The following is a 24,538-nucleotide window of genomic DNA, read 5'->3' as shown; positions in this document are numbered from 1 at the left end:
ACTGAAAGGACAGACAGCAGATGAAGGAATGTGGTTCACAAGAGCAGTTGATTCACCTGGTGCGGCTGGGGTGGGACCTGCGGGGGCTGGGGGTGAGTACCTCGCTGGTGTTGCCCCAGGTGGGGCAGCCGGTGCTGGAGGTCATGGCGGTGGGCGAGACCCGGGTCCGGATCGCCGTCATCCGTCGCGCCTGCGGGTGGGTGTTCGTCTGGCGGCCCTGGTGGGCCAGGGTGTGGCGGCCGGGCGAAGGGGTCTGGGCCGGGGCCGACAACGCCGCCGACGTCATCGTCTCGGCGGCGATCGCATGAACGTGAACGCCTACGAACAGGCGACCTGCCGCTACGTCCGATCGCCCCAAATGCCTCATCCGAGATCTGCTGAGTCCACTTCGCCTGCACCAGAACCGCCTGTGCGATCCGGATTCAGCCAGAACCACGCTCGTCTTCCAGGCGGCCCACTCGGACGGGTCGCCTGGCTTGACATTGGTGCCCCCGATGCCGCAGTAGCCGTCCGGTACTTTGAACAGGTATCGCTGGTGGTAGTGGTTCGCTTCAGCCGACACATCGTTCTCACTGTCACCCTCGCCTCGGCGACCCGCGTTGCGCTGCATTTCGTCGCGAATCCCGCTGGTCCACCTGGTCTGGAGCCGTCCCGTCATGGCCAGGCGGATGAGCAGGTCGCGAAGTGTGTTGCCATAGAGCACGTTCGCGTCATAGACCACCACAAAGCTCATGCTCAGATGCCCAGCTCCTGGCCTAGCGCAGCAAGTTGATCGGCAGCCGTACGGCGCTTGGCGCCATCGCGACGTTTGTACTCCTGAAGGTCCTCGTATGTAACACGCCTGTGCTTGCCAACCAAGCGGAAGGGGATCCCTCCTTCCTCCAAAAGCTTGATCAGGTGGGGGCGCGAGACGTTCAGCATGTCCGCCGCCTGCTGGGTCGTCAGCTCAGCCTGAGAGGGGATGACCGTCACCCCTCGCCCTTCAGCCGCCTGGGCAAGGATGAAGGCCAACAGGCTCACAGCTTCCCGAGGCAAGATCAATGGGTCCTCAGCACCGTGTTCCACGACAACACGGATGGCCGACTGCTCGTGAGATCGCATGAGGTAGTCCTTGATGCGGCGCACAGCACGGCCAGCCATCTCGGCATCAATGCTTCCGGGCTGTACCCGCTTGGCCTGCACATCTGTCATCGCCGTACCTCCTTCTCACAGTATCCGCAACAAACGAAATAAACGCAAGCGATGACAGCAGGTATCTGGAACACCGGCTGATCCGCACCGCGCCCGGAGCCGGTACCGTGGTCACCGATGAGCGGCGCCGGGTGCTTCTGATCTGGCCGCATCGCTTCATCACCGACTCCTGGGGGCGGGAGATCCCCGTCGGGAAGATCGAGGACGGGGAAGCCGGCAGTCGCCGCAGCGCGCGAGGTCGAGAAGGAGACCAGCTGGCGACCTGGGCCACTGCGCCCGCTGGTGAAGCAGCCCACTAACGGCAGCTCCGACTCCGTTCACCACATCTTCCGCACCGACAGCACCACTTACATCGGCCCGCCCACCGAGGGATGGGAGGCCGAGCGTGTCGAGTGGGTACCGCTGGGCGACATCCCTTGGCCAGTCGGCAAGGGTGACATCGTGAGCGGCACCGGCATGGCCGCGCTGCTGTATACGTCCTCACCGAGTTGTAGGCGGCGGCTGAGATCCGGACAGCCGACACGGCGGACGATCAGCGGATCAACTGTGGCCGGACAGTATGACGGCTCGCGCCCGGGAATTGAGCGCGAGCCGTCCAGCGAGATCTGTGGAGTTACTCCTTGGTCGGAACTAGGCCCGTCTGGCAGGCGCCCCACCCGGACGGGTCACCCGGCTTGACGTTGGTGCCACCGATGCCGCAGTAGCCGTTCGGTATCTTGTAAAGGCACTGCTGGTGGTATTCCTGCTGCTCAAGTCATATTTTATCCATGGCAGAGACATCACGACCGGCGATGCCTCGACTTGAGATAGTCGTTCACCCACTTCTTGCTGCTACGCCACATACCGTCGTCCCCCTTGACCGCACGGAGTCGTCCCCGTGCGGCAGCTACCCGGAGGGCATTTTCGGTGACGTCGCGCGTCGCGAGAGCAGGTAGGGGGACAAGCTTGACCGGGCCGGCCACCGCCGGCATAACGAAGCGGTACAGATTCGTCGTCACGCTGCGTGCGATGAGTTCACCCAATGGGCCGAACTCGTCATTGTCGGCTCGACGCATCGCCTGAAGGTACTTGTCACGGTCACGCTTGTAGATGATCGCTGGTGGATATTCAATCCTGGAAAGTATCAGGTTGAGCACCAAACGGCCCGTCCGTCCGTTGCCGTCAAGGAACGGGTGTATTTCTTCGAACCGGTTATGAACGTGGGCCAAGCGTTCGGGGAGGGGTTCCTCGGACTCACCGCGAAGGTCGTCGACAGCCTTCACCCAGTCTCGCATCCGGGGGTCGACTTCCGGCCATGGCGGCGGCTTCATACCTCCCGGGAACTTGGCGATCTCGTGCTGCCGGAAGTTCCCCGGGCCTTCGGCGGGGGTGGCATGAGGATGGGGGTCTACAGCCCACACGAGCGACATGGCGGTGTGGTGTATCTGACGAACCTCCTGGAGCGTGATGAGATCTCCGTTTTGCCAGTCTCCCGGCTCCAGCGCCTGCCCATACACCCACTTCGCGGCGTCGCCGTATCCCCTTACCTCCATGTAGTCCTTGAGCGGCTTCGCGCCTACCGCCCGGCCCTCCTCAAGGAGCTTCTCCACCTCTTGCAGTACGAGCGTGTTGCCCTCGATCGCAGTGCTGTTGTGGGCTTCCTGGTGCCAGATGTCAGACCAGATGTCCTCTGCCTCAGCGGGCGAGGGCAATCCACCCAAGCGGTCACGGAGTTCTCGAACGGCCTCGTCGAGGCGCTGATACACAGTCGCCCTGGACGGCCTGCCCGGTCCTGACACCGATGCTCCCCATAATTTTGTTCGGCTGGGTCGAATTAACTGTACCGAACAAAGTCGACTTGGGTTGTTCGCCTTCACCGAAAGAAGCGAACCGAACAACTGGCCTGGCGATCCGGCGCCACGACCAAGGAGGACAAGACGTCAGCGAGGCGTACCCCTCCCTCTGGTCACAGTGGCGATCCGAGTCGCGGTGTGCCTGTCCGGTTGGACCACGGTAGAGGAGTGGAGCGAGGTACCCTCCGGTCGCGGTGGCGGCCCGAGTCGCGGTGTGCCCTGCCAGACCGATCACACTCGCCCCTGAGCCAAGCCATGACCGGCAACGACAAGCCGCAGCAAGCTGACCGGCGACGGCGAATCACGACGGGTCTGATGAACTACGGTGAGCCTCCCTGCGCTCCTTTCCGCACCGATGCTTCAGCTACGGCGCTGGACCTCGGACGACCCCCGTACGGATTGCTTCAGCGTCGAAGAGCCCAATCGGCGGCCCGTAGGAAAGCGGCTACGGCCCGCAGGGCGTACGGCGAGGCAAGGGGTGCGCGGAGGTGGGCGGGTGCTCCGGGCGGCTTATAAGAATCCGCAACCAGCGCGCCCGCCAGGCCGGAGGCCTGAACCCCCAGACCCGCCACCAACAACGGCCGCCCGGAGCACCCGCCCACCGGAGCGCGAACGCGTCCCCGAGAGAACGCGTCCCCGAGAGAACGCGTCCCCGAGAGAACGCGTCCCCGAGAGAACGCGTCCCCGAGAGAACGCGTCCCCGAGAACAGCCGACCCGCCATCAAGCACGCCGGAACCCCCGCGACGGCCCGGCCAAAAAATCAGATCATCACATGCGCGTCCGGATGCCCCGCAAAAGAGAACTGCGCGTTGCGGGTGAGCTTGATGTCGTCGGCCTGCCAGGTGTGCATGCCCGCGTCGCCGCTGCGCCAGTAGACGAAGTTGAACCGGTCCGCGGAGTAGATCTTGACCCGATCCTCCTTGAGCCGGCGGACCAGACGGGTGTCCTCGCCCCGGGTCACGTCCTCGAAGCCGTAGTGCCGGAACATGTCGGCCTTGCCGAGGAAGGTGCCGCCCTGCACCAGGAAGGCGTAGCGGTGCTCCAGACCCGGCAGGCGCAGCATCGTGGTGTTGCTGCCCTCGAAGTAGGCGTAGTGCGCGCCCTTGCCGACCAGTTCGGCGTCGGAGTAGTCGAAGGCGCGGGCCAGGTCCGACAGGTAGTGCTCGCCGTACAGGTTGTCGTCGTCCATCTTGGCGATCAGCTCGCCCTCCGCGGTGGCGATGCCCAGGTTGAGGCAGGCACCCAGTGACAGCGACGAGTCGGCGGGCAGCACCACGACGTCGGTGATCCCGGCCATCCGCGCCTTGTCGGCCACCACGACGGGGTCGATGTCGAGCCCGTGCAGGACCATGACGAGCTGGACAGGACGGTGGGTCTGCTTGGCCACCGAGGAGATCGCGTGCTCGATCTGGGTGGCGCGGTTGGTGGGCAGCACCACCGAGATCGACCGGGTCCGCCGCTGAACCGGCTTGCCGAGCAGTTCCAGGATCTGGTCCACCCGGTGCGAGAACAGGTGTTTGTCGAAGACCTCGCGCATCGCCAGATGCCCCTGGCGGGCGCGCAGCTCGGGGCTGTTGATCAGGTGCAGGACCTGGTTGTACGACTCCAGCTCGTCACGGGCGATCGGGATCAGCGACCCGAAGGTCTCCTCGATGGCCCGGGACCAGCCCGAGACGATCGACGTCGAGCAGGCCGACAGCTCGAAGACCCGGCGAGCGCACATGGTCGGCGAGTCGAGCACCGAGTTCACGTTGAGGAAGACCTTGTACATCTTGTACGCGGCCAGCATCTGGTCGTACGGGAGCTCGCCCACGATGTGCGGGACGTACTCGGCAGGCCAGGCGTACTTCTCGTCCACGGTCCCGTTGCGCGCGAAGATGTGCAGGCCGAGCTCGCGGATCGGAGCGAGGACGGTCTCCATCTGCTCGCGGCGCTCGGGGTGCTTGTCCCTGAAGTACATGCCCGCGAAGACCACGTCGTTCAGGCGCCCGCGCTTCTCCTGGATCGGGTTGTGCACCCGGGGCTGAGCGGCGAACTGCAGGACGTCGACCCGGTCGTGGCCCAGCACCTCGCGGTAGCGGGAAACCATGTCGCCGTCGCAGGTGAAGACGTAGTCGAACAGCTTGGCCGTGTCGATGAAGAAGTCAAAGTTCGGCGGGTCCTCCTTGTTCCAGAAGACCGTGGGGATCCCCTCGACGCGGCACCAGTCGATCAGGGCGCGCAGCTCGGGCTTGGGGGCGTTCGTCCCGGTCATCTGGTAGCGCCAGCGGCCCTGGTTGCCGTGCCAGGCCGACTCCACGAACAGCAGCTCGGGCCGGCGCTCGGCGAAGATCTCCGGCCAGTCGCGGAGCCCGAACTCGATCTGGTCCCACTCGTACTTGAACGCCATCCGGGAGAAGTCGTCCAGGATGACAGCGACCTTCATGTCCGGGCGGACGATGGGACCGGTCGGCCACTTGACCTGCGGTACGTCGACCACGGGCCCCTGCTGGTTGAGTTCGGCGATCACCTCGGCCACCGGGCGGGGCGGCTTGGGGCCCTTGCGCGCCTGCATCGCGGAGCGCAGCCTGCCCGGCAGCGCGGTGACCCCCGACCCCTTGGCCGCGGTCAGCGCCTCGGCCACCCGGTACGGGCGCTGCACCTTGGTCGACTCCAGCTTCCACTGCGCGTAGTCGGCCTTCGCCTCGGCGATGGCGAGCCGCCGCTCAAGGTCCCGGACGCGCTCCTCGAAGCGCTCGACGACCTTGCGCTCCTCGGGCAGCCAGTTGATCGGCCCGAGACGCTGGAACTTCGGCTCTTCGGGGGTCTCATCGCTCATGGGGATCGCCTTCGTCCTGGGTCGTGCCAGGCTACGGCCTAAGCCGTGCCGAAATAATCGTTTTAAAGGGATTTGGGCGGTACGGACTGCCCAGCCGGGGAGAGGTTGTTGCCACGCAACCAGCTCTCGATCACCCGGGCGATCCGAGGGCCGGCCTTGCCGTCCCAGAGCGGGGGCAGCTCGCCCGACGGCGTCGCCGCGCCGTCCGCCAGCGCCAGGTCGGCGGCGGCGGGCAGCTGCGCCGGGGTGACCAGCCGGTTGGTGCCGTGCGTGATGGTGATCGGCCGCTCGGTGTTGGGCCGCACGGTAAGGCAGGGGACGCCCAGCATGGTCGTCTCCTCCTGGACGCCGCCGGAGTCGGTGACGACCAGCGTCGCGCCCCGCACCAGCGACAGGAAGTCCACGTAGCCCAGCGGATCGACGATGCGCAGATTCTCCCCGTCCACCAGCCCGGCCTCGGCCAGGCGGGTCCGGCCGCGCGGGTGCAGCGGCACCATGATCGGAAGGCGCTCGCTCACCGACAGCACCGCCTCGACCAGCTCCTTGGCGGAGGCGGGGTCGTCGACGTTGCCGGGACGGTGCAGGGTGGCGACCCCGTACCGCTCGGGAAGACCGAGCCGGGAGCGGACCGGGGCGGGGTCGAGGTGGTCCAGCGCCGAGAACAGGCTGTCGATCATCGGGTTGCCGACGAGGTGCACCCGGGCCGGGTCGATCCCCTCGGCGGCCAGGTGGGAGAGCGCGTCGGGGGAGGTGGCGAAGAGGATGTCGGACAGACCGTCGGTGATGACCCGGTTGACCTCTTCGGGCATCCCACGGTCGAAGGAGCGCAGGCCCGCCTCCACGTGCGCGGTCGGCACGTTGAGCTTGGCGCACACCAGGATCGCGGCCAGCGTCGAGTTCACGTCGCCGTAGACGACGACCAGCGTCGGCCGCTGCTCAAGCACCACGTCCTCAAGGCCGACGAGCAGCGCCGCCGTCTGGCGGGCGTGCGAGCCGGAACCGACGGCCAGGTTGGCGATCGGCTCGGGGAGGCCGAGGTCGGCGAAGAACACGTCCGACATGAGCGCGTCGTAGTGCTGACCGGTGTGGATGATGCCCTGCCGCACGCCCAGTTCGGCGAGCGCGCGCACCACGGGAGCGGCCTTCACGAAGTTGGGCCGTGCGCCCAGCACGTGCAGGACAAGGGGATTCTCCGGGCCCTGAGCAGCACCCGGACGGTCGAAGTCCCTCATTGACCTCGCCTTTCATGCGGCAGTGGGGCAAACCTTGCCTATGGTACGGTCACGGCGTGGTATCCGATGCCAACAGGCCAGACTCCCCCTCGGTTCCGGCGAAGCCCTCGGTGCCGACGACACCCTCCTCAGCGGTGACGTCTCCGGCCACCGAGCCTGACGCGGAGCCGCTGGCGACCTCGGGCACGGTGACGACCCCGAAGACGGAGACGCACTCCGAGCCGGAGACGACCTCGGCCGTGGAGATGCCTCCGGCCGTGGACACGCCCACTGAGCCGGCCCCGCCGCCGAGCGCGGAAACGCCCCCGGTCGTGGAGACTCTCCCCGGCTCGGACACGCCCCAGGCCTCTGTGACGCTCCCCGCTCCGACGACGCCCCCGGACGAGACGACGCCCCCGACCGAGACGACGCCCCCGGTCAAGACGACGCCCCCGACCGAGCCGGTGTCACAGGCTCCGGTGTCACAGGCTCCGGTGTCGGCGAAGTCGGCCAGGGCCGGGCTGCGCGGACTGATCAAGGGTTTCGTCCAGCACCCGGTGATCGTCTCCCGGGTCGTGGCGACAAAGGTCAAGTCAGATCCGGTACGCGTGGCGCAGGCGGCTGCCGAGACGCTCCCGTCGAGCGTCCGTCCCATCGTGGGCCGGTTCGCCTGGCCGGTCGCGCGCCGCGCCAAGATCGTCGTACGCAAGCTCGGCATGCGCATGGTCAAGGGCCCGTGGACCGAGGCGAAGGAGCACTTCGACGCCGGCCGGATGAGCGAGGCCGCCGAGGTGCTCCGGGCACACACCCGCTACCCCTTCATCAAGCGCCGGGCCGCCTACTACGCCGGAGAACTGGCCGCGATCCAGCCGAACCCGATCCCGCCCAAGGCCAAGGTGATCGTGGGCGAGCGGTTCCGCGGCCGGGTGCTGCACTGCGTGACCAACGCGCTGCCGTACACGCAGGCCGGTTACACGGTCCGCACGCACCGCATCGTCACCTCGCAGAAGGCCGCCGGGCTGGATCCGCACGTCGTGACCAGCTGGGGCTGGCCGATGATGCAGGGCCACGCCGACGCGATGCCGTACGAGGAGATCGACGGGATTCCCTACCACCGGCTGATCCCGAGCGGTGAGGTGCCCTTCGAGAGCCAGGGGCGGATGATCCGGGGCGCCGGAGAGGTCACCGAGCTGGTCAGGACCCTGCGGCCGCAGGTGCTGCACGCCGCGACGGATCACCGCAACGGCTCGGTGGCGCTGGCGGTGCGCGAGCGGACCGGCACGCCGATGGTCTACGAGGTCCGGGGCTTTCTGGAGGAGACCTGGGCCTCCCGCGACCCCAAGCGCATCGGCAGCCAGCGGCACGTGCTCCAGCGCGACCGCGAGGCGTTCATCATGCGCTCCGCCGACGCGGTGGTCACCCTCGCGGAGACCATGGCCACCGAGATCGTCGAGCGCGGGGTGCCGAGGGAAAAGATCTACCTGGCGCCGAACGCGGTGGACGACTCGCTGCTCAGCGCCGAGTACGACGGTGCGGCGTTCCGCGCCGCCTACGGCATCGAGCCCGGCGACATCGTCATGGGTTCGGTGTCGAGCATCGTGGCCTACGAGGGCTTCGCCACCATGATCAATGCCGCCGCGCTGCTGCGGGACGAGGGCGCGCCGGTCAAGATGCTGCTCGTCGGCGACGGCGTGGAGCGGGCGGCACTGCTGGAGCAGGTCGAGGAGCTGGGGCTCGGCGACATCGCGATCCTGCCGGGACGGGTCGGCCCCGACGAGGCACTGCAGGCCCAATCGGCGATCGACATCTTCGTCTGTCCCCGGGAGGACCTGCGCGTCTGCCGACTTGTCACGCCGTTGAAACCGGTCGAGGCGATGGCTCTCGGCAAGCCGGTCGTACTGAGCGACCTGCCCGCCCTGTCGGAGCTCGTGGGCTCCGACGGCGCCGGGCTTCTGGTGCCCGCGGGGGACCCCGAGGCACTGGCCAAGGCGATCGCCGGACTGCGTGACGATCCGGAGCGAAGGGCCGAGATGGGCGAGGCCGGACGGGCAGAGGTGGCCGCGAAGCGTACCTGGAGCCGCATCGCGGAGACGTACCGTGATATTTACCGATCGATTGCCGATTGATGGCCTTGTCATGGCACTGGGGATACCTGCCGTTTGTGATGCGTTCAATCGCATTAGGCGTAGCTCGTTCGGACTTGAGATAGCCTTTGCGACCATGAAGTGTTGTTTCCGGCGTTCCAAGGTCATCCAGTGACTGCCTACGACCTGGCCATCATCGGTCTGGGCTACGTCGGCATGCCCCTGGCCAAGGAGGCCACGGCAGCCGGTCTGCGGGTCATCGGCTTCGAGGTCGACTCCGGCAAGATCGCTGCTCTCAACGCGGGCAGGTCCTACATCGACGACCTGACCGACGCCGACCTTGAGCACATGCTGGCGGGGGGCTTCACCGCCACGGGGGACGAGTCCGTTCTGGCCGACAGCCGGACCATCGTCATCTGCGTGCCGACCCCGCTCGACGAGGACCACCGCCCCGACCTGTCCGCGGTCGAGGGCGCCACCGGCACCGTCGCACGCAACCTCCGCGCGGGCTCGCTGGTGGTCCTGGAGTCCACCACCTGGCCCGGCACCACCGACGAGGTCGCCCGCCCCATCCTGGAGACGGGCTCCGGCCTCGTCGCGGGCACCGACTTCCACCTCGCCTTCTCGCCCGAGCGCATCGACCCGGGCAACCCCAAGTACGGCCTGCGCAACACCCCGAAGGTCGTCGGCGGCTACACCTCCGCCTGCAAGGACCGCGCGGTCGGGTTCTACTCCCAGTTCATCGAGCAGGTCGTGCCGGTCAGCGGCACCCGCGAGGCCGAGATGGCCAAGCTCCTGGAGAACACCTACCGCCACGTCAACATCGCCCTCGTCAACGAGATGGCGATCTTCTGCGACGAGCTGGGCGTCGACCTCTGGGAGTCGATCGAGGCCGCCGCCACCAAGCCGTTCGGTTTCCAGAAGTTCCTCCCCGGACCAGGTGTCGGCGGTCACTGCATCCCCGTCGACCCGTCCTACCTCTCCTACACGGTGCGCAAGCTGGGCTACCCGTTCCGCTTCGTCGAACTGGCCCAGGAGATCAACGAGCGGATGCCGTCGTACGTGGTGGCCCGCGTGCAGCGCCTGCTCAACCGGCACAGGAAGCCGGTCAACGGCTCCAGGGTGCTGTTGCTCGGTGTCACGTACAAGCCCGACATCGCCGACGAGCGTGAGACCCCGGCCCTGCCGGTCGCGCGGGCGCTGCGGGAGCTGGGCGCGGAACTGGTCTTCGCCGACCCGTACGTCAAGGACTGGCGGGTCGACGGAGTCCAGGTGCCGCGCGAGGAAGACCTCGCCAAGGGAGTCGTCGAAGCCGACGTGACGCTGTTGCTTCAGCAACACGCCGCCTTCGACCTGTCGATTGTCGAGGACCAAGGCAAGCTCGTGCTCGACACCCGAGGCGTGCTCGCCGAGGGTGAACGCGTCGAGCGGCTCTAGTGACGAAGGGCTGCGCGCAGTGCACGTGCTCGTCATGACCGTGGTGCATCATCCCGAGGACGCCCGGATCCTGCACCGGCAGATCCGCGCGCTCGTGGATGCCGGTCATGAGGTCACGTACGCGGCCCCGTACACGGCGCGGGGCGTCATGGCCCGCTCCTGGGTGAACGGCGTCGATCTCCCCCGTGCCGCCGAGCGCAAGCGGCTGTCGGCGGTGCGCGCCGCGCGCAAGGTCTTCAAGCGCATGCGCGGGCAGGTGGATCTCGCGGTCATCCACGACCCTGAGCTGCTGCTCGCGGTGGTGGGGGTGCGCAAGCGGCCCCCGGTGGTCTGGGACGTGCACGAGGACACTCCGGCGACCCTGTCACTGAAGCCCTGGCTGCCGGCGTTCCTCCGACCGCCGGTGCGTTTCATGGCCCGCCTCCTCGAAGGTACCGCCGAGCGACACCTGCACCTGCTGCTGGCCGAGACCGCCTACGCCGGACGGTTCCACCAGGCGCACCTGGTGGTGCCCAACGAGACCTGGGTGCCCGACGAGGTGACGCCGCCGGGTGACGACCGCATCGTCTATCTCGGCTGGCTGTCGGAGGCACGCGGGGTGCGCGAGGCCATCGAGGTGGCCCGGTTGCTCCGGCCGTACCGGGTGGCGGTCGAGCTGATCGGCTACGCCGACCCGCAGTCACGGCCGACGCTGAACGAGGCCGTGGCGGAGGGCGTGCTGGAGTGGCGCGACTTCATGCCCAACGACGAGGCGCTCAAGCGGCTCGACGGCGCGCTGGCCGGTCTCTCCCTGCTGCACGACGAGCCCAACTACCGGCACTCCATGCCCACGAAGATCGTGGAGTACATGGCCCACGGCATTCCGGTGATCACCACCCCCTCGCCCCGCGCGGTGGAGCTGGTCGAGCGCTACGACAGCGGCATGGTCGTGCCCTGGCAGGATCCCAAAGCCGTGGCCCAGGCCGTGCTCTTCCTCCGCGACGACGTCAGGGAGAGGCATGCTCAGGGGGCTCGGGGGTATGCGGCGGCCCGTGCGAATCACCACTGGCCCAACTCGGCCCGTCGTTTCGTCGCCCAGCTGGAGGCGTGGGCGGGCGTCAAGAGCTGATTTCCGGCATGGCGAAGCTCCTTATGTCTGCCAGATCACAAGAACGGTAGTGTCCTGAACGTGCGCTGGCTCATCGCTCTTCTGGGCGTGGCGATCCTCGCGGGAGTGGTGGCGTTCGTGGTGATCACGCCCGCCGAGGACGGCTCTCCGACCAGTGGGAGCTCACCGCTCGCCCTCTCGCCCTCGCTCTCGCCTTCGTCCTCCCCCTCGGTGCCGGTGCCGGAGGCGACCGAGTTCACCGACCCGTGTGGCACGTTCGACACGGCCATGGGGGCGCCGTACGCGATCACCGGCTACTGGCTCGTCCCGACCGCCGACCACTGCACCTGGCGACGGCAGTTCGCCGCCATCCACAAGGTGGGCGGCGACACCGTGATCCGGATCGGCTGGGGCCTGCAGGCCCGCAGGGTCGACGACGGCGGCCGGATCCTCGACGGCGAGGGGAAGGTCGATCCCCGCTACGAACCGTGCGAGGAGAACGGGGTGCCGTGCGTGACCGCGGCGGAGAACGACCTCAGAGCGGCCAACCCGGGCAACCGGGTGAGCTGGACGTTCGTCTACCGGACCGACGAGGCGTTCGGCTCCCAGCTCTTCCGCTGCCCCGAGTTCGAGCGGAAGATCGTCACGAGGAAGGCCGTCTTCTACCGGATCGTCGCCACCGACGACGGCAGCGACGACGCGAGCTGCGAGAACATCAGGGGCAAGGGGCGTGGCTACCACGTGATCCTGATCGCGGGCGCGCACGAGGACAGCCTCACCGAGCTGCTCGACCTCGGCGACCAGTTCGGGGTGAAGGTGTTCCCCGCGCTGCCGCTGGCCCCCCGCGACCCGGCGCAGCAGACCCGGGCCGCCAAGCAGGGCACGAACACGCTCACCACGCTCACCCGGCGCGTCATGCAGGACTACGGTGCCCGTTTCCGGGACCGGCCCTCGCTGGGCGGCTTCTACCAGCCGTTCGAGTTGCAGATGCGTGAGATGAAGTACACCGGCGAGGCGGACGACGACCACCCGACGCTCAAGATGTACGCCTCGCAGCACGAGATCGTTGAGCAGGAGATGCCGGGCAGGCCCGTCCTCGTCAGCCCCTACCTTGACGCCCGCAAGGAGAAGCCGTTCAGCGCCACTCCCCAGCAGGTGGCCACGGGCTTCGAGGCCCTGGTCAGAACCGGGGTCGGAATCATCGCGCCACAGGACAGCCGGGGAACGGGGAAGGTCGGGTTGTTCTGGCCCGACCAGCGCGAGGAGAAGGTCGACAAGCGGCTGCGGCCGGTCGTCGGAGACGAGGCCAACGGTGACGCCTACCACGGCTCGACCCGCGACTACTACCGGGAGATGTCAACCGTCCGGGCTGAGATGGCCGAGCAGGGCCACAACGTGGAGCTCTGGGCCAATGTCGAGGCGTTCGAGCCCTCCGACGACGAGCTGTCCGACGACGGGCCCTGCGCCGCCGGATCCTCGCGGGGACGCACCGACAAGGAACGGCTCGACACGGCCGTGGCACAGGTCGGGCGCTACGTCTCCAAGGTCGTCTCCTACATGTGGAGCGACTTCTACACCTGCGGCTCGCCGTCCCTCGCCGAGGAGATCGCCCGTGACTGGAACCGGCCCATCGCGGCCGACGCGGTCCGCATGCAACGCGACATCCAGGACGGTATGGAGATCCGCGGCTACAACATGCCCATGGGGTCCAAGGTCACGATTACCTGGGAGGGCCGGCAGGAGCCCCGCGTCGTCGACGTGGCCGGGGTGAACCTCACGGACCTGCCGCCCGGCCTGCCGGTGCGGATGGAGACGGCGTGGATCCCGTTCGACTGGTCCCAGGTGCCCGAGGACACCTGGGTCGAGATCTCGGTCGTCGCGGCCGACGGGCGGGCCGCCTCCGAGCCGTTGCACGTCCGGGTGAGGCTCTGACCGGTGTAACGTGCCTGCCATGGTTCCGCGCATTCCCGTCAGCGTGGACCTGGTCGTCCTCACGGTGCGCTTCCAGGCGCTGAGCGCACTCGTCTGGCGGCGCGACAACCCGCCGTACGAGGGACGCTGGGCCCTGCCAGGCGGCTTCATCCACCTCGACGAGGACCTGCCCGCCGCCGCAGAGCGGATTCTCGCGGAACGGGCGGGCCTGCCGGGCGCACCCGTCCACCTGGAACAGCTGCAGACCTACGGCTACCCCGACCGCGACCCGCGCCAGCGCGTGCTGAGCGTGGCCTACCTCGGTCTCGCCCCCGACCTTCCCGCCTCCACCGAGGCGCACATGAACTGGCAGCCGGTCTCCGCGCTACTGCGCGAGATGGCCTTCGACCACCGGCGCATCATGGTCGACGGGGTCGAGCGGGCCCGGGGCAAGCTCGAATACACCCCGCTCGGCGCGGCCTTCTGCCCGCCGGAGTTCACCGTCGCCGAGCTGCGCCGGGTCTACGAGATCGTCTGGGGCCGGGTTCTCGACCCGCGGAACTTCCACCGCAAGGTCACCAGGGCCGAGGGCTTCCTGGTGCCCACCGGCGAGACCACCACCCGCGACGGCGGCCGCCCCGCCAAGCTCTACTGCCGAGGGCCCGCCACGTTCCTCCACCCTCCGATGCTCCGCTCCCTCAAGGAGTAGGGGCGGCGTAGTGAGCCGTGGGCCAGGACATCCTGGTCGATCACGTCGCGGGTGCGGAATCCGGGGCCGCCGTGGTGAGCCGTGGACCTCGCCTGCGGCCGATCAGAGGTTGTCGATCTCCGTCAGGTCGATGTCGACGTCGAACGGGACGCTGACTTTCAGCCGGTCGTGGTGGATCCCCATGAGCGCGTAGGTCCTGGTCGCCGGGTCCAACTCGTAGACGTAGGCGACCGGGCGGTCGTCCTTCTCCTCGATCCGCCAGAAGTGGACGATGCCCGCCTGGGCGTAGAGGACGGGCTTGCGCTCCCGGTCGCGGATCTCCGACTCGGCGGAGACCACCTCGACGGCGAGGAGGACGTCGTCCGGTTGGTAGGTGGTCTGCTTCAGCCCGAGATCGCCATCGGCCCGGGTCACTATCAGATCGGGCTCGGGACGCTGGCGCTTTCCGAGCGTCACTGTCATTTCCCTGCGAACGCGCAGGTCAGCCGGTATGGCTTGACGCAGCACACTTTCCAGCAGAAATATGACGAGAGAGTGGAAGTTGGTCTGGGGGCTCACGAAGACGAGAGTGCCATCGATGAGTTCCGTGTGTGCGGGGATGCCCCGAAGCCGGTCGAGGTCCTCAGCCACGAAGCCCGCTTTGGGAGGAAACACCCAGGCGGGAAGCGGCTCCAGTTCGGGCGACTCCGTCTCGGCGTCCGGCGCCTCGGTGCTCGGCCTCTCGGCCGGCGGTGCGATGCTCATGTCGTCCTTCCGGTCGGGCATGCCTCTCACCTCCAGTGTTACAGGATGATGCCCCATCCGCCCGCTGCTCATAAAGTAAGGCCATGCCTCGTTTCCGCGCGATCCTGGACACAATGCCCCCTTACCGGGCAGGCAAGGCCGTGGTGTCCGCCGACGGCCGGTCCTACAAGCTCTCCTCGAACGAATCCCCCTACGAGCCGCTGCCCTCGGTCGTCGAGGCGGTCGCCAGGGCCGCGGCCCAGATGCACCGCTATCCCGACCCGGCCGCCACCGGGCTGACCGAGGCGCTCGCCGAGCGGTTCGGCGTGCCGGCCGAGCACATCGCGCTCGGCGCGGGCTCGGTGACGGTGGCCCAGCAGCTCTTCGAGACCGTGAGCGAGCCGGGCGCCGAAGTGATCTACGCCTGGCGGTCCTTCGAGGCGTATCCGCTCCTGGCCGACCTGGCGGGGGCGACCTCGGTGCGGGTCCCGCTGCTGGGCGAGGGGCACCACCTGGAGGCCATGGCCGACGCGATCACCCCGCACACTCGCATGATCTTCGTCTGCAACCCGAACAACCCGACCGGTACGGTGGTCCAGGCGGCCGAGCTGGAGGCATTCCTGGACCGGGTGCCGGAGAACGTGCTCGTCGTGCTCGACGAGGCCTACCACGAGTACGTCAGGGACGCCGGGGTCCCCGATGGGGTCACCGTCTACCGTGACCGGCCGAACGTGGCGGTGCTGCGCACCTTCTCCAAGGCGTACGGGCTGGCCGGGCTCCGGGCGGGCTATCTGATCGCCGCGGAGCCGGTGGCGTCGGCGGTCCGCAAGACGATCGTGCCGTTCGCGGTCAACCACCTCGCCCAGGCCGCCGCGATCGCCTCGCTGGCCGCCGAGGACGAGTTGCTGGAGCGGGTGGACACAGTGGTCAAGGAGCGCGACCGGGTCCGCGGGGCGCTCGTCGCCCAGGGCTGGACGGTGCCGGCGACCGAGGCCAACTTCGTCTGGCTCCGGCTGGGCGAGCGCACGCTCGACTTCGCCGAGGCGTGCGCGGCCGAGGGCGTCGCGGTGCGGCCCTTCGCCGGTGAGGGCGTCCGTGTCTCCATCGGCGACGCCGAGGCCAATGACACCTTCCTGGCGGCCGCGGCGGCCTTCCCGAGGAGCTGACCGCTCCGCGGTGGCACTCCCGGTAGGGGGCCGCGACGGGATGACCGCCTCACGTGGGCGAGCCCGCGGCCTACACGGTCGCGGGCTCAGGGCCGGAGACAGGCTCCGGCTTCTTCTTGCGCCGCTCCGTGGAGACCACCAGGGCCACGCCGAGGACGATCACCATGCCGCCCGCGATCATCGAACCGGTGACCTCCTCGCTCAGTACGAGGGCGCCCAGCACGACCGCCACGACCGGGTTGACATAGGCGTAGGTGGAGACCAGGGAGATCGGGGCGTTGCCCAGCAGCCACACGTACGCCGTGAAGCCGACCAGCGAGCCGACCAAGATCAGGTAGGCGAGCGCGATCCACGAGCGCGTGGAGACGTCCGCGAGGTCGATGTGCTCGCCCACCGCGGCGGCGGTCAGGGCGAGCCCGACGCCGCCGGCGGCCATCTCGACGGCGCTCGCGGCGAAGGGGTTCGCGGGCATCGGGATGCGGGACGCCAGGAACGAGCCGACCGACCAGGACAGCGACGCCAGCAGGATGATCACGATTCCGGTGCTGTCGGCCGCGCTGCCCCCGCCGGTCAGCGAGAGGAGCGCCACACCGCCGAACCCGATGAGCACCCCCGTGAGCGTCAGTACCTGCGGCCGGTCCCTGAACAGGACCCTGAAGATCACGAGCCAGAGTGGCGTCGAGGCCACCAGCAGCGCCGCCAGCCCGCTGGAGATGTGCTGCTCGGCCACGGCGACCATGCCGTTGCCGCCGTTCAGCAGCAACAGGCCGACCAGGGCGGCCCCACCGGCCTCCTTCCAGGTCATCCGGAAGGACTCGCGCCCCTTCAGCAGGCGCACCGCGATGCCGAGGATGAGCGCGGCCGTGACGAAGCGGATGGCACCGCTGAGCAACGGGGGCATCGTCTCGATCGCGATCATGATCGCGAGGTAGGTGGACCCCCACACCACATACACGATCGCCAGCGCCCCCCAGACGAGGAGCGCCTTACGGCTGTCAGCACTGTCATGACGCATAGCTCGTGACAATAGTGGCTGAGCCGGACATTTTGCGCACGGGGTCCGCTCCTTTCGGCCACGCTGAAATCAGCGTTCACGACCTGGTGGACTTTCACTGAGATCAGCGTTCGCGACCTGGTGGACTTTCACTGAGATCAGCGTTCGCGACCTGGTGGACTTTCACTGAGATCAGCGTTCGCGACCTGGTGGACTTCCGCCGTGCCGGGGCGAGTGACCGTGCCCAGGCCGGTCACGCCACGCCGAGACAGGCGAGCCGTGACCTGAGAGGTTCCGCCGCCCGGGTGCGGCGGAAGCCCTCAGGTCGAAGAAGCGGTCTCCTGGAGGGCTCAGCGGGTGCCGAGCTTCTCCACGATCAGCCGGTACAGCTGGCGGGGACGGCCGGGTTGCGGCGTCCGGTTCGGCGGAAGCGGCCACGCGAGTCCCTCGTCTACCAGCGTGCGCAGCAATCGCCGGGCCGTACGCGGGGTGACGCCCAGCATCTTGCCCGCGCCCTCCGCGTCCACCACCGTGTCTCCTCCATCAAGCTTGGCCGCCAGCCGGGCCAGCACCTCCACACCCTTGGGCTTCAGCGGTCCGGTGCCCTGAGGAGGCATCCTGGGGGCCGGGACCAGCGCTCTGCCCTCGCGGTCGACCGCGAAGCCCTGGGCCTGCTTGCCCGCCTGGGTACGCGCCAGAGCGGCCCTGGCGTGCGACTCGGCGTCGTGGGTGGTACGGCCCATGCCGACGCCGACCTCGACCGCCAGGCCGAGCTCGTCGCGGACCCGCGCGGCGAACGGCAGGACTCGGAATCCCTCGGTGGCCGCGACCACCGAGCCTCGGGTCGCGGTGACCATGTAGCTGTGATCGTCGACCGCGGTGACCGACGCGTTGATCCGGTTGGCCTCCTGCACCAGCAGGCGGTGCAGGGAGAGCCGGAGCTCGTCGCGCCAGTAGCGTGGCGCGGCCCGGCGGACCGGCTCGCGCAACGTGGGCACCTCCACCAGGACCACGGTGAGTTGTGACTCCTCCAGCCGGTGGTGTGCGCCGAGCAGCGCCGCCGTGTGCAGCGCTGTGCGCACCGCGGCGGAGGTGGGGCGGATCCTGACCACGGGCACCCCGGCCGTCTGAAGGCGGTCGGCGACCGCGGGCAGACAGGTGAGCGCCCCGCTCGTGCTGCCCTGGCGGGCGAGGCGTTCATGAAAGGCCGCGATCGTGCCGGTGGCGCCCGGCTCGTCGCGGCTCTGTACGTCCCCTGAGGGAAGACTCAGATCACCATAGGCCTCCTCGACCTCTGCTCTGCCCAGGGTGTCGATACTGACCCTGCGCGGATCTATCCGTTCGTCCAACGCGGCCCTCGCCAGCGCGGCGATCAGTGCGGCGCCGCCGAGCTGGACATACGTCGCGGGCATCGTCAGCACCCCCGATCGCCGGGCCAGGTCGTAGGGGATCGGGCTGGCGAACAGACATGCGTCCACCCCTGCCCCCAATCGGGTCACCTTGTCCGCGGCCTCCTGCTCGTCACGGTATGCCGCCGCCACCAGGCGGCAGGGTAACGGGGCCGCCGCGTGCCCCATCAACATCACCCGTTCAACGAGGTCATGGGGGCCCACCACACCGATAGTGAGGTCCGGTGTCATGGCACCCGGGCGTGACACTCGTGGCGCTTCTTCGGCCCGCTCGACCAATGTTCGTCCCATCATGCCGTCCGTTTGTTTTCGGCTCTCTTTTGGAACGATCGCTGGTGAGGGCCGTAATGTCACGCCCGATTTGCGGCCAATTCCGGAAGCTACTTCCGGGTTATACCTATGACTGGCATCGTTTACACAGGTCAGAGCGGTTTTTGAGCGGCTCAAACCCGCTGATTATGACGTTGAAATCTCTCGGCGCACATCGCCGCCCAGGGCCTGCATGCGCTCGGCGAGATAAGAGTGCCCGCGGTCGATGAGATATCCCGATCCGATCACGGTCTCCCCTTCAGCGGCCAGACCGGCGAGCACGAGGGCGATTCCCGAGCGTAGGTCGTGAGCGGTCACCTGTGTTCCAGTGAGCGGAGTAGCACCACGAACGATGGCGCTGTTCTCTTTCACTTCAATATCGGCGCCCATTTTGTTCAGTTCTGAGGCCAGAGCGAAACGACCGTCGAAGATGCGTTCATGAATGTAGCTGGCGCCGTCGGCAAGACAGGCGACCGTCATGATCGGCGACTGCAGGTCGGTGGCGAAACCGGGATAGGTGTCGGTGATCACATTGATCGGGCGCAGCGGACGGTCCCTGCGCACGTGGAGCACCGCGCCGTGGTCGGCGAACTCCACCCCCATCTGCTCCAGCTTGTAGCGGACCACGCCGAGGTGGTCCAGATCGGCGCCGACCAGATTGACCTCGCCGCCGGTGACGGCGGCGGCCATGGCGAACACGCCCGCGTCAAGGCGGTCCGGCATCACGGTGTGCTCGACGGCCTGGAGTTCCTCCACGCCCTCCACGGTGATGAACCCGGTGCCGCCGCCGCTGATCTTCGCGCCCATCCGGGTCAGCATGTCGATCACGTCGAGGACCTCGGGCTCCAGCGCCGCGTTCTCGATCACGGTGGTGCCGCGCCCGAGGGCGGCGGCCATGATCAGGTTCTCGGTGCCGGTGTGCGAGGGGGTGTCCAGGTACAGGGTGGCGCCGGTGAGGCCCGCCGACTTGACGTGGATGACCGCGTCACCCTCGTCCACGATCGCGCCCAGGCGCTTGTAGCCCAGGTAGTGGAAGTCGAGGTTGCGGCTGCCCAGGTTGCAGCCGCCCACGCCCTCGATGATCGCCTCGCCGAGACGGTGCAGCAGGGCGGGCACGAACAGCACCGAGCCGCGGAAGCGACGGGCGATCTCCGCGGGCAGCACCGGGCTGCTCAGCGCCGAGGCGTCGATCACCAGTGTGCGCTCCGCCTCGTGGAGCTCGACCTTGGCGCCGACCGTCTCGGCCAGCTCGACCGCGCGCCGTACGTCCTCGATGATGGGGACGTTGCGCAGGACCGTGCGACCTTTGGAAGCCAGCAGCGCGGCACCGATCATGGGCAGCACGGCGTTCTTGGCACCCTGGATGAAGGCGGTTCCACGAAGTGGGTTGCCACCGCGCACGCGGTAACGGACCATGCGTCATGCTCCTTGGAAGTGTTTTGGGTAACTCGTGTGGCGGGGCGGCGGCCGAGGTTACCGGCCAACAGTAGCCGTTGAATGCCCCTGAACCGGCCAGTTCGGGGGTGAACCACCCCCGGAACAGCCGATAATTCACCAAGTCACCTGCCGCCGTCGCGGTGCGCGGCGATCATGCGTTCGCCCGTGGTTTCCGGGCCTCGCGGGTGCCCGGTGCCCATCGCCTGCGCGGTGTACGCGGCCCGCGGCACCGACTGCGTCAGCGGCCTGTCGTTCTCACCGAGATTTCCCATCGCGCCATGCCGATCAGGCGCTACGTCTCGTTCAGGCGCCCCGGCCCGCGATGTCGGTGCGATGGTGCGAACCGCGCAGCCGGATGCGCCCCACCGCCTCGTAGGCCGCCGCTCGCGCCGTGGGGACGTCGGGCCCCGTGCCGACCACGCTGAGCACCCGGCCACCGGCTGAGACGATCCTGTCGCCGTCGGAGGCGGTGCCCGAGTGCAGCACGTAGGCGTCCTCGACCGGGTCGGACAGCCCTTCGATCACGTCGCCCCGCACCGGCTCCGCCGGGTAGTTCTCCGCCGCGATCACCACGGTCACCGCGGCGCCGTCGCGGTAGGAGAGCGGTCCGAACCGGTCGAGTGTCCCGTTCGCGCAGGCGAGCAGCAGGCCCGCGAGGGGCGTCCGGAGCCGGTCCAGCACGACCTGGGTCTCCGGGTCGCCGAACCGGGCGTTGAACTCGATCACCTTCGGCCCCTTGGAGGTGAGGGCCAGCCCCACGTACAGCACCCCCGTGTACGGCGCGCCACGCCTGGCCAGCTCGGTCACGGTAGGCATGACGGTCTCGGCCATCACCTGGTCGGCGAGGTCGTCCGGCGCCCACGGCAACGGCGTGTAGGCGCCCATCCCGCCGGTGTTGGGGCCCTGGTCGTCGTCGTAGGCGCGCTTGTGGTCCTGGGCGGGCTGGAGCGCCACGGCCGTGGAGCCGTCGCAGAGCGCGAACAGCGAGACCTCGGGGCCGTCGAGGAACTCCTCGATGACCACCCGCCCGCAGGCGGCGGCGTGCCGGAGCGCCTCCTCGCGGTCGTCGGTGACCACGACGCCCTTGCCCGCGGCCAGGCCGTCGTCCTTGACCACGTACGGCGTGCCGAACTCGTCGAGCGCCGCGGCGACCTCATCCGGCGTGGCGCAGGTGTACGACCGCCCGGTGGGCACGCCTGCCGCGACCATGACGTCCTTGGCGAAGGACTTGGAACCCTCGATCTGGGCCGCCTGCCGTGAGGGGCCGAAACAGGGGATGCCGGTCTGCCTGACGGCGTCGGCGACGCCGGCGACCAGCGGGGCCTCGGGGCCGATCACGACCAGGTCCGCTCGGAGCCTCTCCGCCAGCTCGGTGACCGCGGCCGGGTCTGTCGGCACCACCGGATGCAGGGTCGCGACCTGTGCGATACCCGCGTTACCGGGAGCACAGTGAACCTCGGTGACCTGAGGGTCCGCCGCCAGCGACCGGCACAGGGCGTGTTCACGCCCGCCGGTTCCAATCACAAGAACGCGCACTTGTCAGAGCCTATCGTCCTTCCGGAACCTCTCTTCGGGCACGTGCCCATCACGTCCGGATCCGGCCGAGGGTGAACCCTCCAGGGTTATCCACAGGATGTGGATAACCCTGGAGGGTTCACGGCGCAGCTGTACGCGCGGTAGACGCCGGTAAAGGGGGTGTGAATTTTGTCGGATTGCGCATGATCGACGCTTGAACCTGGGAGTAAACTGAGAGCCGTCTCCCTATTCGTGTTAAGTTTTGGGTGGCTTTGCGTGTCTCTTGCTGATTGGAGGTGGTTCGGGATGTCCTCTGGCGATCCCAGCAGTACGTGCTCGCGCACGCCTGCTGTGCGCACCCTCGACCACCCCATCTCGGTGCCCGACCGGCACCGCACGCATCGTCGCCTCCACTCGTGGTGACAGCGCATCGCGTGCGGAATCCCGCCAGGTTGGGCGGGAAAGGCTCGCCATGCGCTCCTCGCTTCTTTTTCCCCGCATCAAGCACGCCCGCACGATCCGTGCCCCGCACGCGCCCGCCGTCTCGCTCCGTGAGCGGATGACCGGCGTCTGCGTCCCACCGAGCGACTCGCTCGTCGAGTACGCCGCCTATGTCGAAGGCAAGAGGATCCAGGCCCTGGGCATCCCCGACGCCCTGGAGCTCGTCCGCGCGCACAACGCGTCCGGCGAGGGGAACAACGCCTTCGTCTGGGTCGGCCTGCACGAGCCCGACGCCCCCGAGGTCGAGTGGCTGGCAGAGGTCTTCGCCCTGCACCCGCTCGCCGTCGAGGACGCCGTCAAGGCTCATCAGCGGCCCAAGGTCGAGCGCTACGGCGACTCGTTGTTCATGGTCCTGAAGACCGTCGCCTACCTTGACCATGACGTACTGACCGCCACCAGCGAGATCATCGGCACCGGCGAGATCATGGTGTTCGTCGGCACCGACTTCGTGGTGACCGTGCGGCACGGTCGGCACTGCCCGCTCTCGGAGGTGCGAGAGCGCCTTGAGGACAAGCCCAAGCTGCTCAGCCGGGGCCCCACCGGCGTGCTGCACGCGATCGCCGACCACGTCGTCGACAAGTACCTCACCGTGGCCGACCGGATGCAGGCCGAGCTGGAGGACGTCGAGGCTATGGTCTTCGCCGACGTCAGCGCCCGTGACATCGGCCGGATCTACAACCTCAAGCGCGAGATGATCGAGATGAAGCGGTCCGTCACGCCGCTCCAGGCGCCGATGTCCACGCTGGCCCAGCGCCGGATGATCCCCTCCGAGATGCGCGAGTACTTCCGTGACGTCGTCGACCACCTGGCCCGCGTCTGTGAGCAGGTCGAGTCGTCCAACGAGCTCTGCAACTCCATACTGCAGGCGGCGCTCGCCCGTTCCAACGCGCTCGCCAACGAGGACATGCGGAAGATCTCCTCGTGGGTCGCCATCATGGCCGTTCCCACGATGATCGCCGGCGTCTACGGCATGAACTTCGAGCACATGCCCGAGCTCGACTCCGTCTTCGGCTACCCGCTGGTGCTCAGTGTGATGGTCATCGCCTGCACGCTGCTCTACCGGGGCTTCCGCCGCAACGGCTGGATGTGACGAGCCCTCAGGCGCTCATCGGGCGGGCGGGGGTGACCGGTTCAGGGACACGCATGCCCCGCTCGGCCCACAGGGCGATCATCCGGTCGGGATAGTCGGTGACGATCGCGGCCACCCCGAGATCGAGCAGCTCGGCCGCCCGGCCGGGTTCGTTGACGGTCCACACGGCCAGCGGCAGGCCGGCCTTCTCCGCTCGCAGGGCGAGCTCGGAGTCGACCAGTACATGGTCGGGGGAGAGCGTGGTGCCCCCGGCCTCGGCGGCGGCGGCCGGGATGTCGCCGCCGAAGTCCTCCAGATGGAGGCCGTCGAGCCAGGCGTCGTCCATGGTGGCGCGCTCGATCAGGGCGTACCGCCCGGTCGCGGGGGCCAGAGAGCGGGCGATCCGCAGGATGCGCCAGTCGAAACTGAGGATGGCCGCCAGGTCGAGCCTGCGGTGCCGGTCGAGCTCGGCGACCACCAGCTCGGTGAACTCACCGGGGTCGGCGCTCAGATCGGGCCTGGTCGGGTCCGACTTGAGTTCCACGTGCACCCGCACCCCGTCGGCTCCGTAGGCGTCCAGCAGCCCCAGGACCGATCCCAGGGTCGGCATCCGGGTGTTCGGCACCGGCAGCTGGGTCGGGGCGAAACGGTCTTCGGGGTGACGCGGCACCCGCACCCCGCACTCCAGCGTGCGCAGCTGCGCCAGCGTGAGCTCGCCGACGGGCCTGCCCACGTACGGGAAGGCGGGGTCGTCGCGGAAGGCGGGCCGGACGTCGACGCTGGTCACAGCGGACACGGTGAGGTCGTGTGTGAGCACCGGCCGCCGATCGGCGGTCAGCGCGACGTCGAGTTCCAGCGCGTCGACGCCCAGCTCCAGGGCGTGGGCGAAACCGGGCAGGGTGTTCTCGGGACGGAGCCCACGGGCCCCACGGTGACCGTGAATCTCGGCATGCACACAGGGACCTTATCCATCCCGCGTACCGATCTCCCGGTACGGCTCGCGCCTCGGCGACGCCGACCGCAGGCCGTACCGGCCGAAACCGGGCCATTGGCTCTTTTGCTCACCGTTGTCAGGTGGCGCCTCGCCTGCGAGACACCACCTGACCGACCGCAGTAGGCAAAAGATCCGCAGGG

At 68.4% G+C, this 24,538-nt stretch carries 21 protein-coding genes; 9 read left to right on the top strand and 12 right to left on the bottom strand.

The window, feature by feature from the left end; genetic code table 11:
* The first annotated feature begins 20 nt into the window (after window positions 1-20).
* Window positions 21-308 (top strand): hypothetical protein, encoded by a 288-nt coding sequence (locus OIE13_RS29305; RefSeq protein ID WP_326646479.1) that lies wholly within the window; start codon window positions 21-23, stop codon window positions 306-308.
* Window positions 309-735: 427 nt separating this feature from the next.
* Here OIE13_RS29305 and OIE13_RS29300 read toward each other — a convergent pair whose 3' ends face one another.
* Window positions 736-1,191, bottom strand: coding sequence for a helix-turn-helix domain-containing protein (locus OIE13_RS29300; RefSeq protein ID WP_326646480.1), 456 nt, complete (start codon window positions 1,189-1,191; stop codon window positions 736-738).
* A gap of 150 nt (window positions 1,192-1,341) precedes the next feature.
* Between OIE13_RS29300 and OIE13_RS29295 the strand changes: the two genes are divergently transcribed.
* Window positions 1,342-1,869, top strand: a complete 528-nt coding sequence (locus tag OIE13_RS29295; protein ID WP_326830318.1) for an NUDIX hydrolase — start codon at window positions 1,342-1,344, stop codon at window positions 1,867-1,869.
* 101 nt (window positions 1,870-1,970) lie between these two features.
* Here the strand turns inward: OIE13_RS29295 and OIE13_RS29290 are convergent, their stop codons facing one another.
* The 4 genes from OIE13_RS29290 to OIE13_RS29275 form a co-directional block, all read right to left on the bottom strand.
* Window positions 1,971-2,969, bottom strand: a complete 999-nt coding sequence (locus tag OIE13_RS29290) for a Fic family protein (RefSeq protein WP_326646481.1) — start codon at window positions 2,967-2,969, stop codon at window positions 1,971-1,973.
* An 815-nt stretch (window positions 2,970-3,784) separates the two neighbouring features.
* On the bottom strand, window positions 3,785-5,842 hold the full coding sequence (locus OIE13_RS29285; RefSeq protein WP_326646482.1) for a glycosyltransferase family protein: 2,058 nt from the start codon (window positions 5,840-5,842) through the stop codon (window positions 3,785-3,787).
* Window positions 5,843-5,904: 62 nt separating this feature from the next.
* Window positions 5,905-7,074, bottom strand: coding sequence for a non-hydrolyzing UDP-N-acetylglucosamine 2-epimerase (wecB, locus tag OIE13_RS29280; protein ID WP_326646483.1), 1,170 nt, complete (start codon window positions 7,072-7,074; stop codon window positions 5,905-5,907).
* Between the two features lie 49 nt (window positions 7,075-7,123).
* Window positions 7,124-7,591: a hypothetical protein gene (locus OIE13_RS29275; protein ID WP_326829000.1), complete on the bottom strand. Its 468-nt coding sequence runs from the start codon at window positions 7,589-7,591 to the stop codon at window positions 7,124-7,126.
* Here OIE13_RS29275 and OIE13_RS29270 point away from each other — a divergent pair.
* The 5 genes from OIE13_RS29270 to OIE13_RS29250 all read left to right on the top strand — a co-directional run bounded on the left by OIE13_RS29270 (window position 7,548) and on the right by OIE13_RS29250 (window position 14,281).
* Window positions 7,548-9,179: a glycosyltransferase family 4 protein gene (locus tag OIE13_RS29270; RefSeq protein WP_326646485.1), complete on the top strand. Its 1,632-nt coding sequence runs from the start codon at window positions 7,548-7,550 to the stop codon at window positions 9,177-9,179. The two genes, OIE13_RS29275 and OIE13_RS29270, sit on opposite strands and share 44 nt — an antisense overlap.
* Before the next feature lie 129 nt (window positions 9,180-9,308).
* A complete protein-coding gene (locus tag OIE13_RS29265) occupies window positions 9,309-10,574 on the top strand; it encodes a nucleotide sugar dehydrogenase (protein ID WP_326646488.1) in 1,266 nt (421 codons plus the stop codon).
* 19 nt (window positions 10,575-10,593) lie between these two features.
* Entirely contained in the window at window positions 10,594-11,682 is a 1,089-nt protein-coding gene (locus OIE13_RS29260; RefSeq protein ID WP_326646489.1) for a glycosyltransferase, read from the top strand.
* 60 nt (window positions 11,683-11,742) lie between these two features.
* Complete coding sequence (locus OIE13_RS29255; RefSeq protein WP_326646490.1) at window positions 11,743-13,593, top strand: DUF4434 domain-containing protein; 1,851 nt, start codon at window positions 11,743-11,745, stop codon at window positions 13,591-13,593.
* A 19-nt stretch (window positions 13,594-13,612) separates the two neighbouring features.
* Complete coding sequence (locus OIE13_RS29250; RefSeq protein WP_326828999.1) at window positions 13,613-14,281, top strand: NUDIX hydrolase; 669 nt, start codon at window positions 13,613-13,615, stop codon at window positions 14,279-14,281.
* A gap of 102 nt (window positions 14,282-14,383) precedes the next feature.
* On the opposite strand, the gene OIE13_RS29245 is transcribed toward OIE13_RS29250, so the two are convergent.
* Window positions 14,384-15,046, bottom strand: a complete 663-nt coding sequence (locus OIE13_RS29245) for a Uma2 family endonuclease (protein WP_326828998.1) — start codon at window positions 15,044-15,046, stop codon at window positions 14,384-14,386.
* A gap of 62 nt (window positions 15,047-15,108) precedes the next feature.
* Between OIE13_RS29245 and hisC the strand changes: the two genes are divergently transcribed.
* Entirely contained in the window at window positions 15,109-16,170 is a 1,062-nt protein-coding gene (gene hisC, locus OIE13_RS29240) for a histidinol-phosphate transaminase (protein ID WP_326646492.1), read from the top strand.
* A gap of 70 nt (window positions 16,171-16,240) precedes the next feature.
* On the opposite strand, the gene OIE13_RS29235 is transcribed toward hisC, so the two are convergent.
* The 5 genes from OIE13_RS29235 to purD form a co-directional block, all read right to left on the bottom strand.
* A complete protein-coding gene (locus tag OIE13_RS29235) occupies window positions 16,241-17,185 on the bottom strand; it encodes an EamA family transporter (RefSeq protein WP_326646493.1) in 945 nt (314 codons plus the stop codon).
* 329 nt (window positions 17,186-17,514) lie between these two features.
* Window positions 17,515-18,804, bottom strand: a complete 1,290-nt coding sequence (locus OIE13_RS29230; protein ID WP_326646495.1) for a GTP cyclohydrolase IIa — start codon at window positions 18,802-18,804, stop codon at window positions 17,515-17,517.
* Between the two features lie 225 nt (window positions 18,805-19,029).
* Complete coding sequence (gene murA, locus OIE13_RS29225; protein WP_326646496.1) at window positions 19,030-20,298, bottom strand: UDP-N-acetylglucosamine 1-carboxyvinyltransferase; 1,269 nt, start codon at window positions 20,296-20,298, stop codon at window positions 19,030-19,032.
* A gap of 143 nt (window positions 20,299-20,441) precedes the next feature.
* Complete coding sequence (locus tag OIE13_RS29220) at window positions 20,442-20,591, bottom strand: hypothetical protein (protein ID WP_326646497.1); 150 nt, start codon at window positions 20,589-20,591, stop codon at window positions 20,442-20,444.
* Between the two features lie 31 nt (window positions 20,592-20,622).
* The gene (gene purD / locus OIE13_RS29215; RefSeq protein ID WP_326646498.1) at window positions 20,623-21,855 is read right to left on the bottom strand and encodes a phosphoribosylamine--glycine ligase; all 1,233 of its coding nucleotides are present in this window, start codon (window positions 21,853-21,855) and stop codon (window positions 20,623-20,625) included.
* A gap of 451 nt (window positions 21,856-22,306) precedes the next feature.
* On the opposite strand from purD, the gene corA reads away from it, so the two are divergent.
* Window positions 22,307-23,425 (top strand): magnesium/cobalt transporter CorA, encoded by a 1,119-nt coding sequence (gene corA / locus OIE13_RS29210; protein ID WP_326646499.1) that lies wholly within the window; start codon window positions 22,307-22,309, stop codon window positions 23,423-23,425.
* A gap of 7 nt (window positions 23,426-23,432) precedes the next feature.
* Here corA and OIE13_RS29205 read toward each other — a convergent pair whose 3' ends face one another.
* Window positions 23,433-24,359, bottom strand: a complete 927-nt coding sequence (locus tag OIE13_RS29205; protein WP_326646500.1) for a glycerophosphodiester phosphodiesterase family protein — start codon at window positions 24,357-24,359, stop codon at window positions 23,433-23,435.
* Between the last annotated feature and the right edge of the window lie 179 nt (window positions 24,360-24,538).

The organism is Streptosporangium sp. NBC_01810, assembly GCF_035917355.1.
Lineage (GTDB): Bacteria > Actinomycetota > Actinomycetes > Streptosporangiales > Streptosporangiaceae > Streptosporangium.
This window is presented reverse-complemented; position numbering and strand designations above follow the sequence as displayed.

What these genes read in the sequence shown, in the direction of transcription:
- OIE13_RS29305 (WP_326646479.1), top strand. Translation starts at nt 21, where the DNA reads ATGAAGGAATGTGGTTCACAAGAGCAGTTGATTCACCTGGTGCGGCTG.
- OIE13_RS29300 (WP_326646480.1), bottom strand. Translation starts at nt 1,191, where the DNA reads ATGACAGATGTGCAGGCCAAGCGGGTACAGCCCGGAAGCATTGATGCC.
- OIE13_RS29285 (WP_326646482.1), bottom strand. Translation starts at nt 5,842, where the DNA reads ATGAGCGATGAGACCCCCGAAGAGCCGAAGTTCCAGCGTCTCGGGCCG.
- wecB (WP_326646483.1), bottom strand. Translation starts at nt 7,074, where the DNA reads ATGAGGGACTTCGACCGTCCGGGTGCTGCTCAGGGCCCGGAGAATCCC.
- OIE13_RS29250 (WP_326828999.1), top strand. Translation starts at nt 13,613, where the DNA reads ATGGTTCCGCGCATTCCCGTCAGCGTGGACCTGGTCGTCCTCACGGTG.
- OIE13_RS29245 (WP_326828998.1), bottom strand. Translation starts at nt 15,046, where the DNA reads ATGCCCGACCGGAAGGACGACATGAGCATCGCACCGCCGGCCGAGAGG.
- hisC (WP_326646492.1), top strand. Translation starts at nt 15,109, where the DNA reads ATGCCTCGTTTCCGCGCGATCCTGGACACAATGCCCCCTTACCGGGCA.
- OIE13_RS29235 (WP_326646493.1), bottom strand. Translation starts at nt 17,185, where the DNA reads ATGCGTCATGACAGTGCTGACAGCCGTAAGGCGCTCCTCGTCTGGGGG.
- OIE13_RS29230 (WP_326646495.1), bottom strand. Translation starts at nt 18,804, where the DNA reads ATGACACCGGACCTCACTATCGGTGTGGTGGGCCCCCATGACCTCGTT.
- murA (WP_326646496.1), bottom strand. Translation starts at nt 20,298, where the DNA reads ATGGTCCGTTACCGCGTGCGCGGTGGCAACCCACTTCGTGGAACCGCC.
- OIE13_RS29220 (WP_326646497.1), bottom strand. Translation starts at nt 20,591, where the DNA reads ATGGGAAATCTCGGTGAGAACGACAGGCCGCTGACGCAGTCGGTGCCG.
- corA (WP_326646499.1), top strand. Translation starts at nt 22,307, where the DNA reads ATGCGCTCCTCGCTTCTTTTTCCCCGCATCAAGCACGCCCGCACGATC.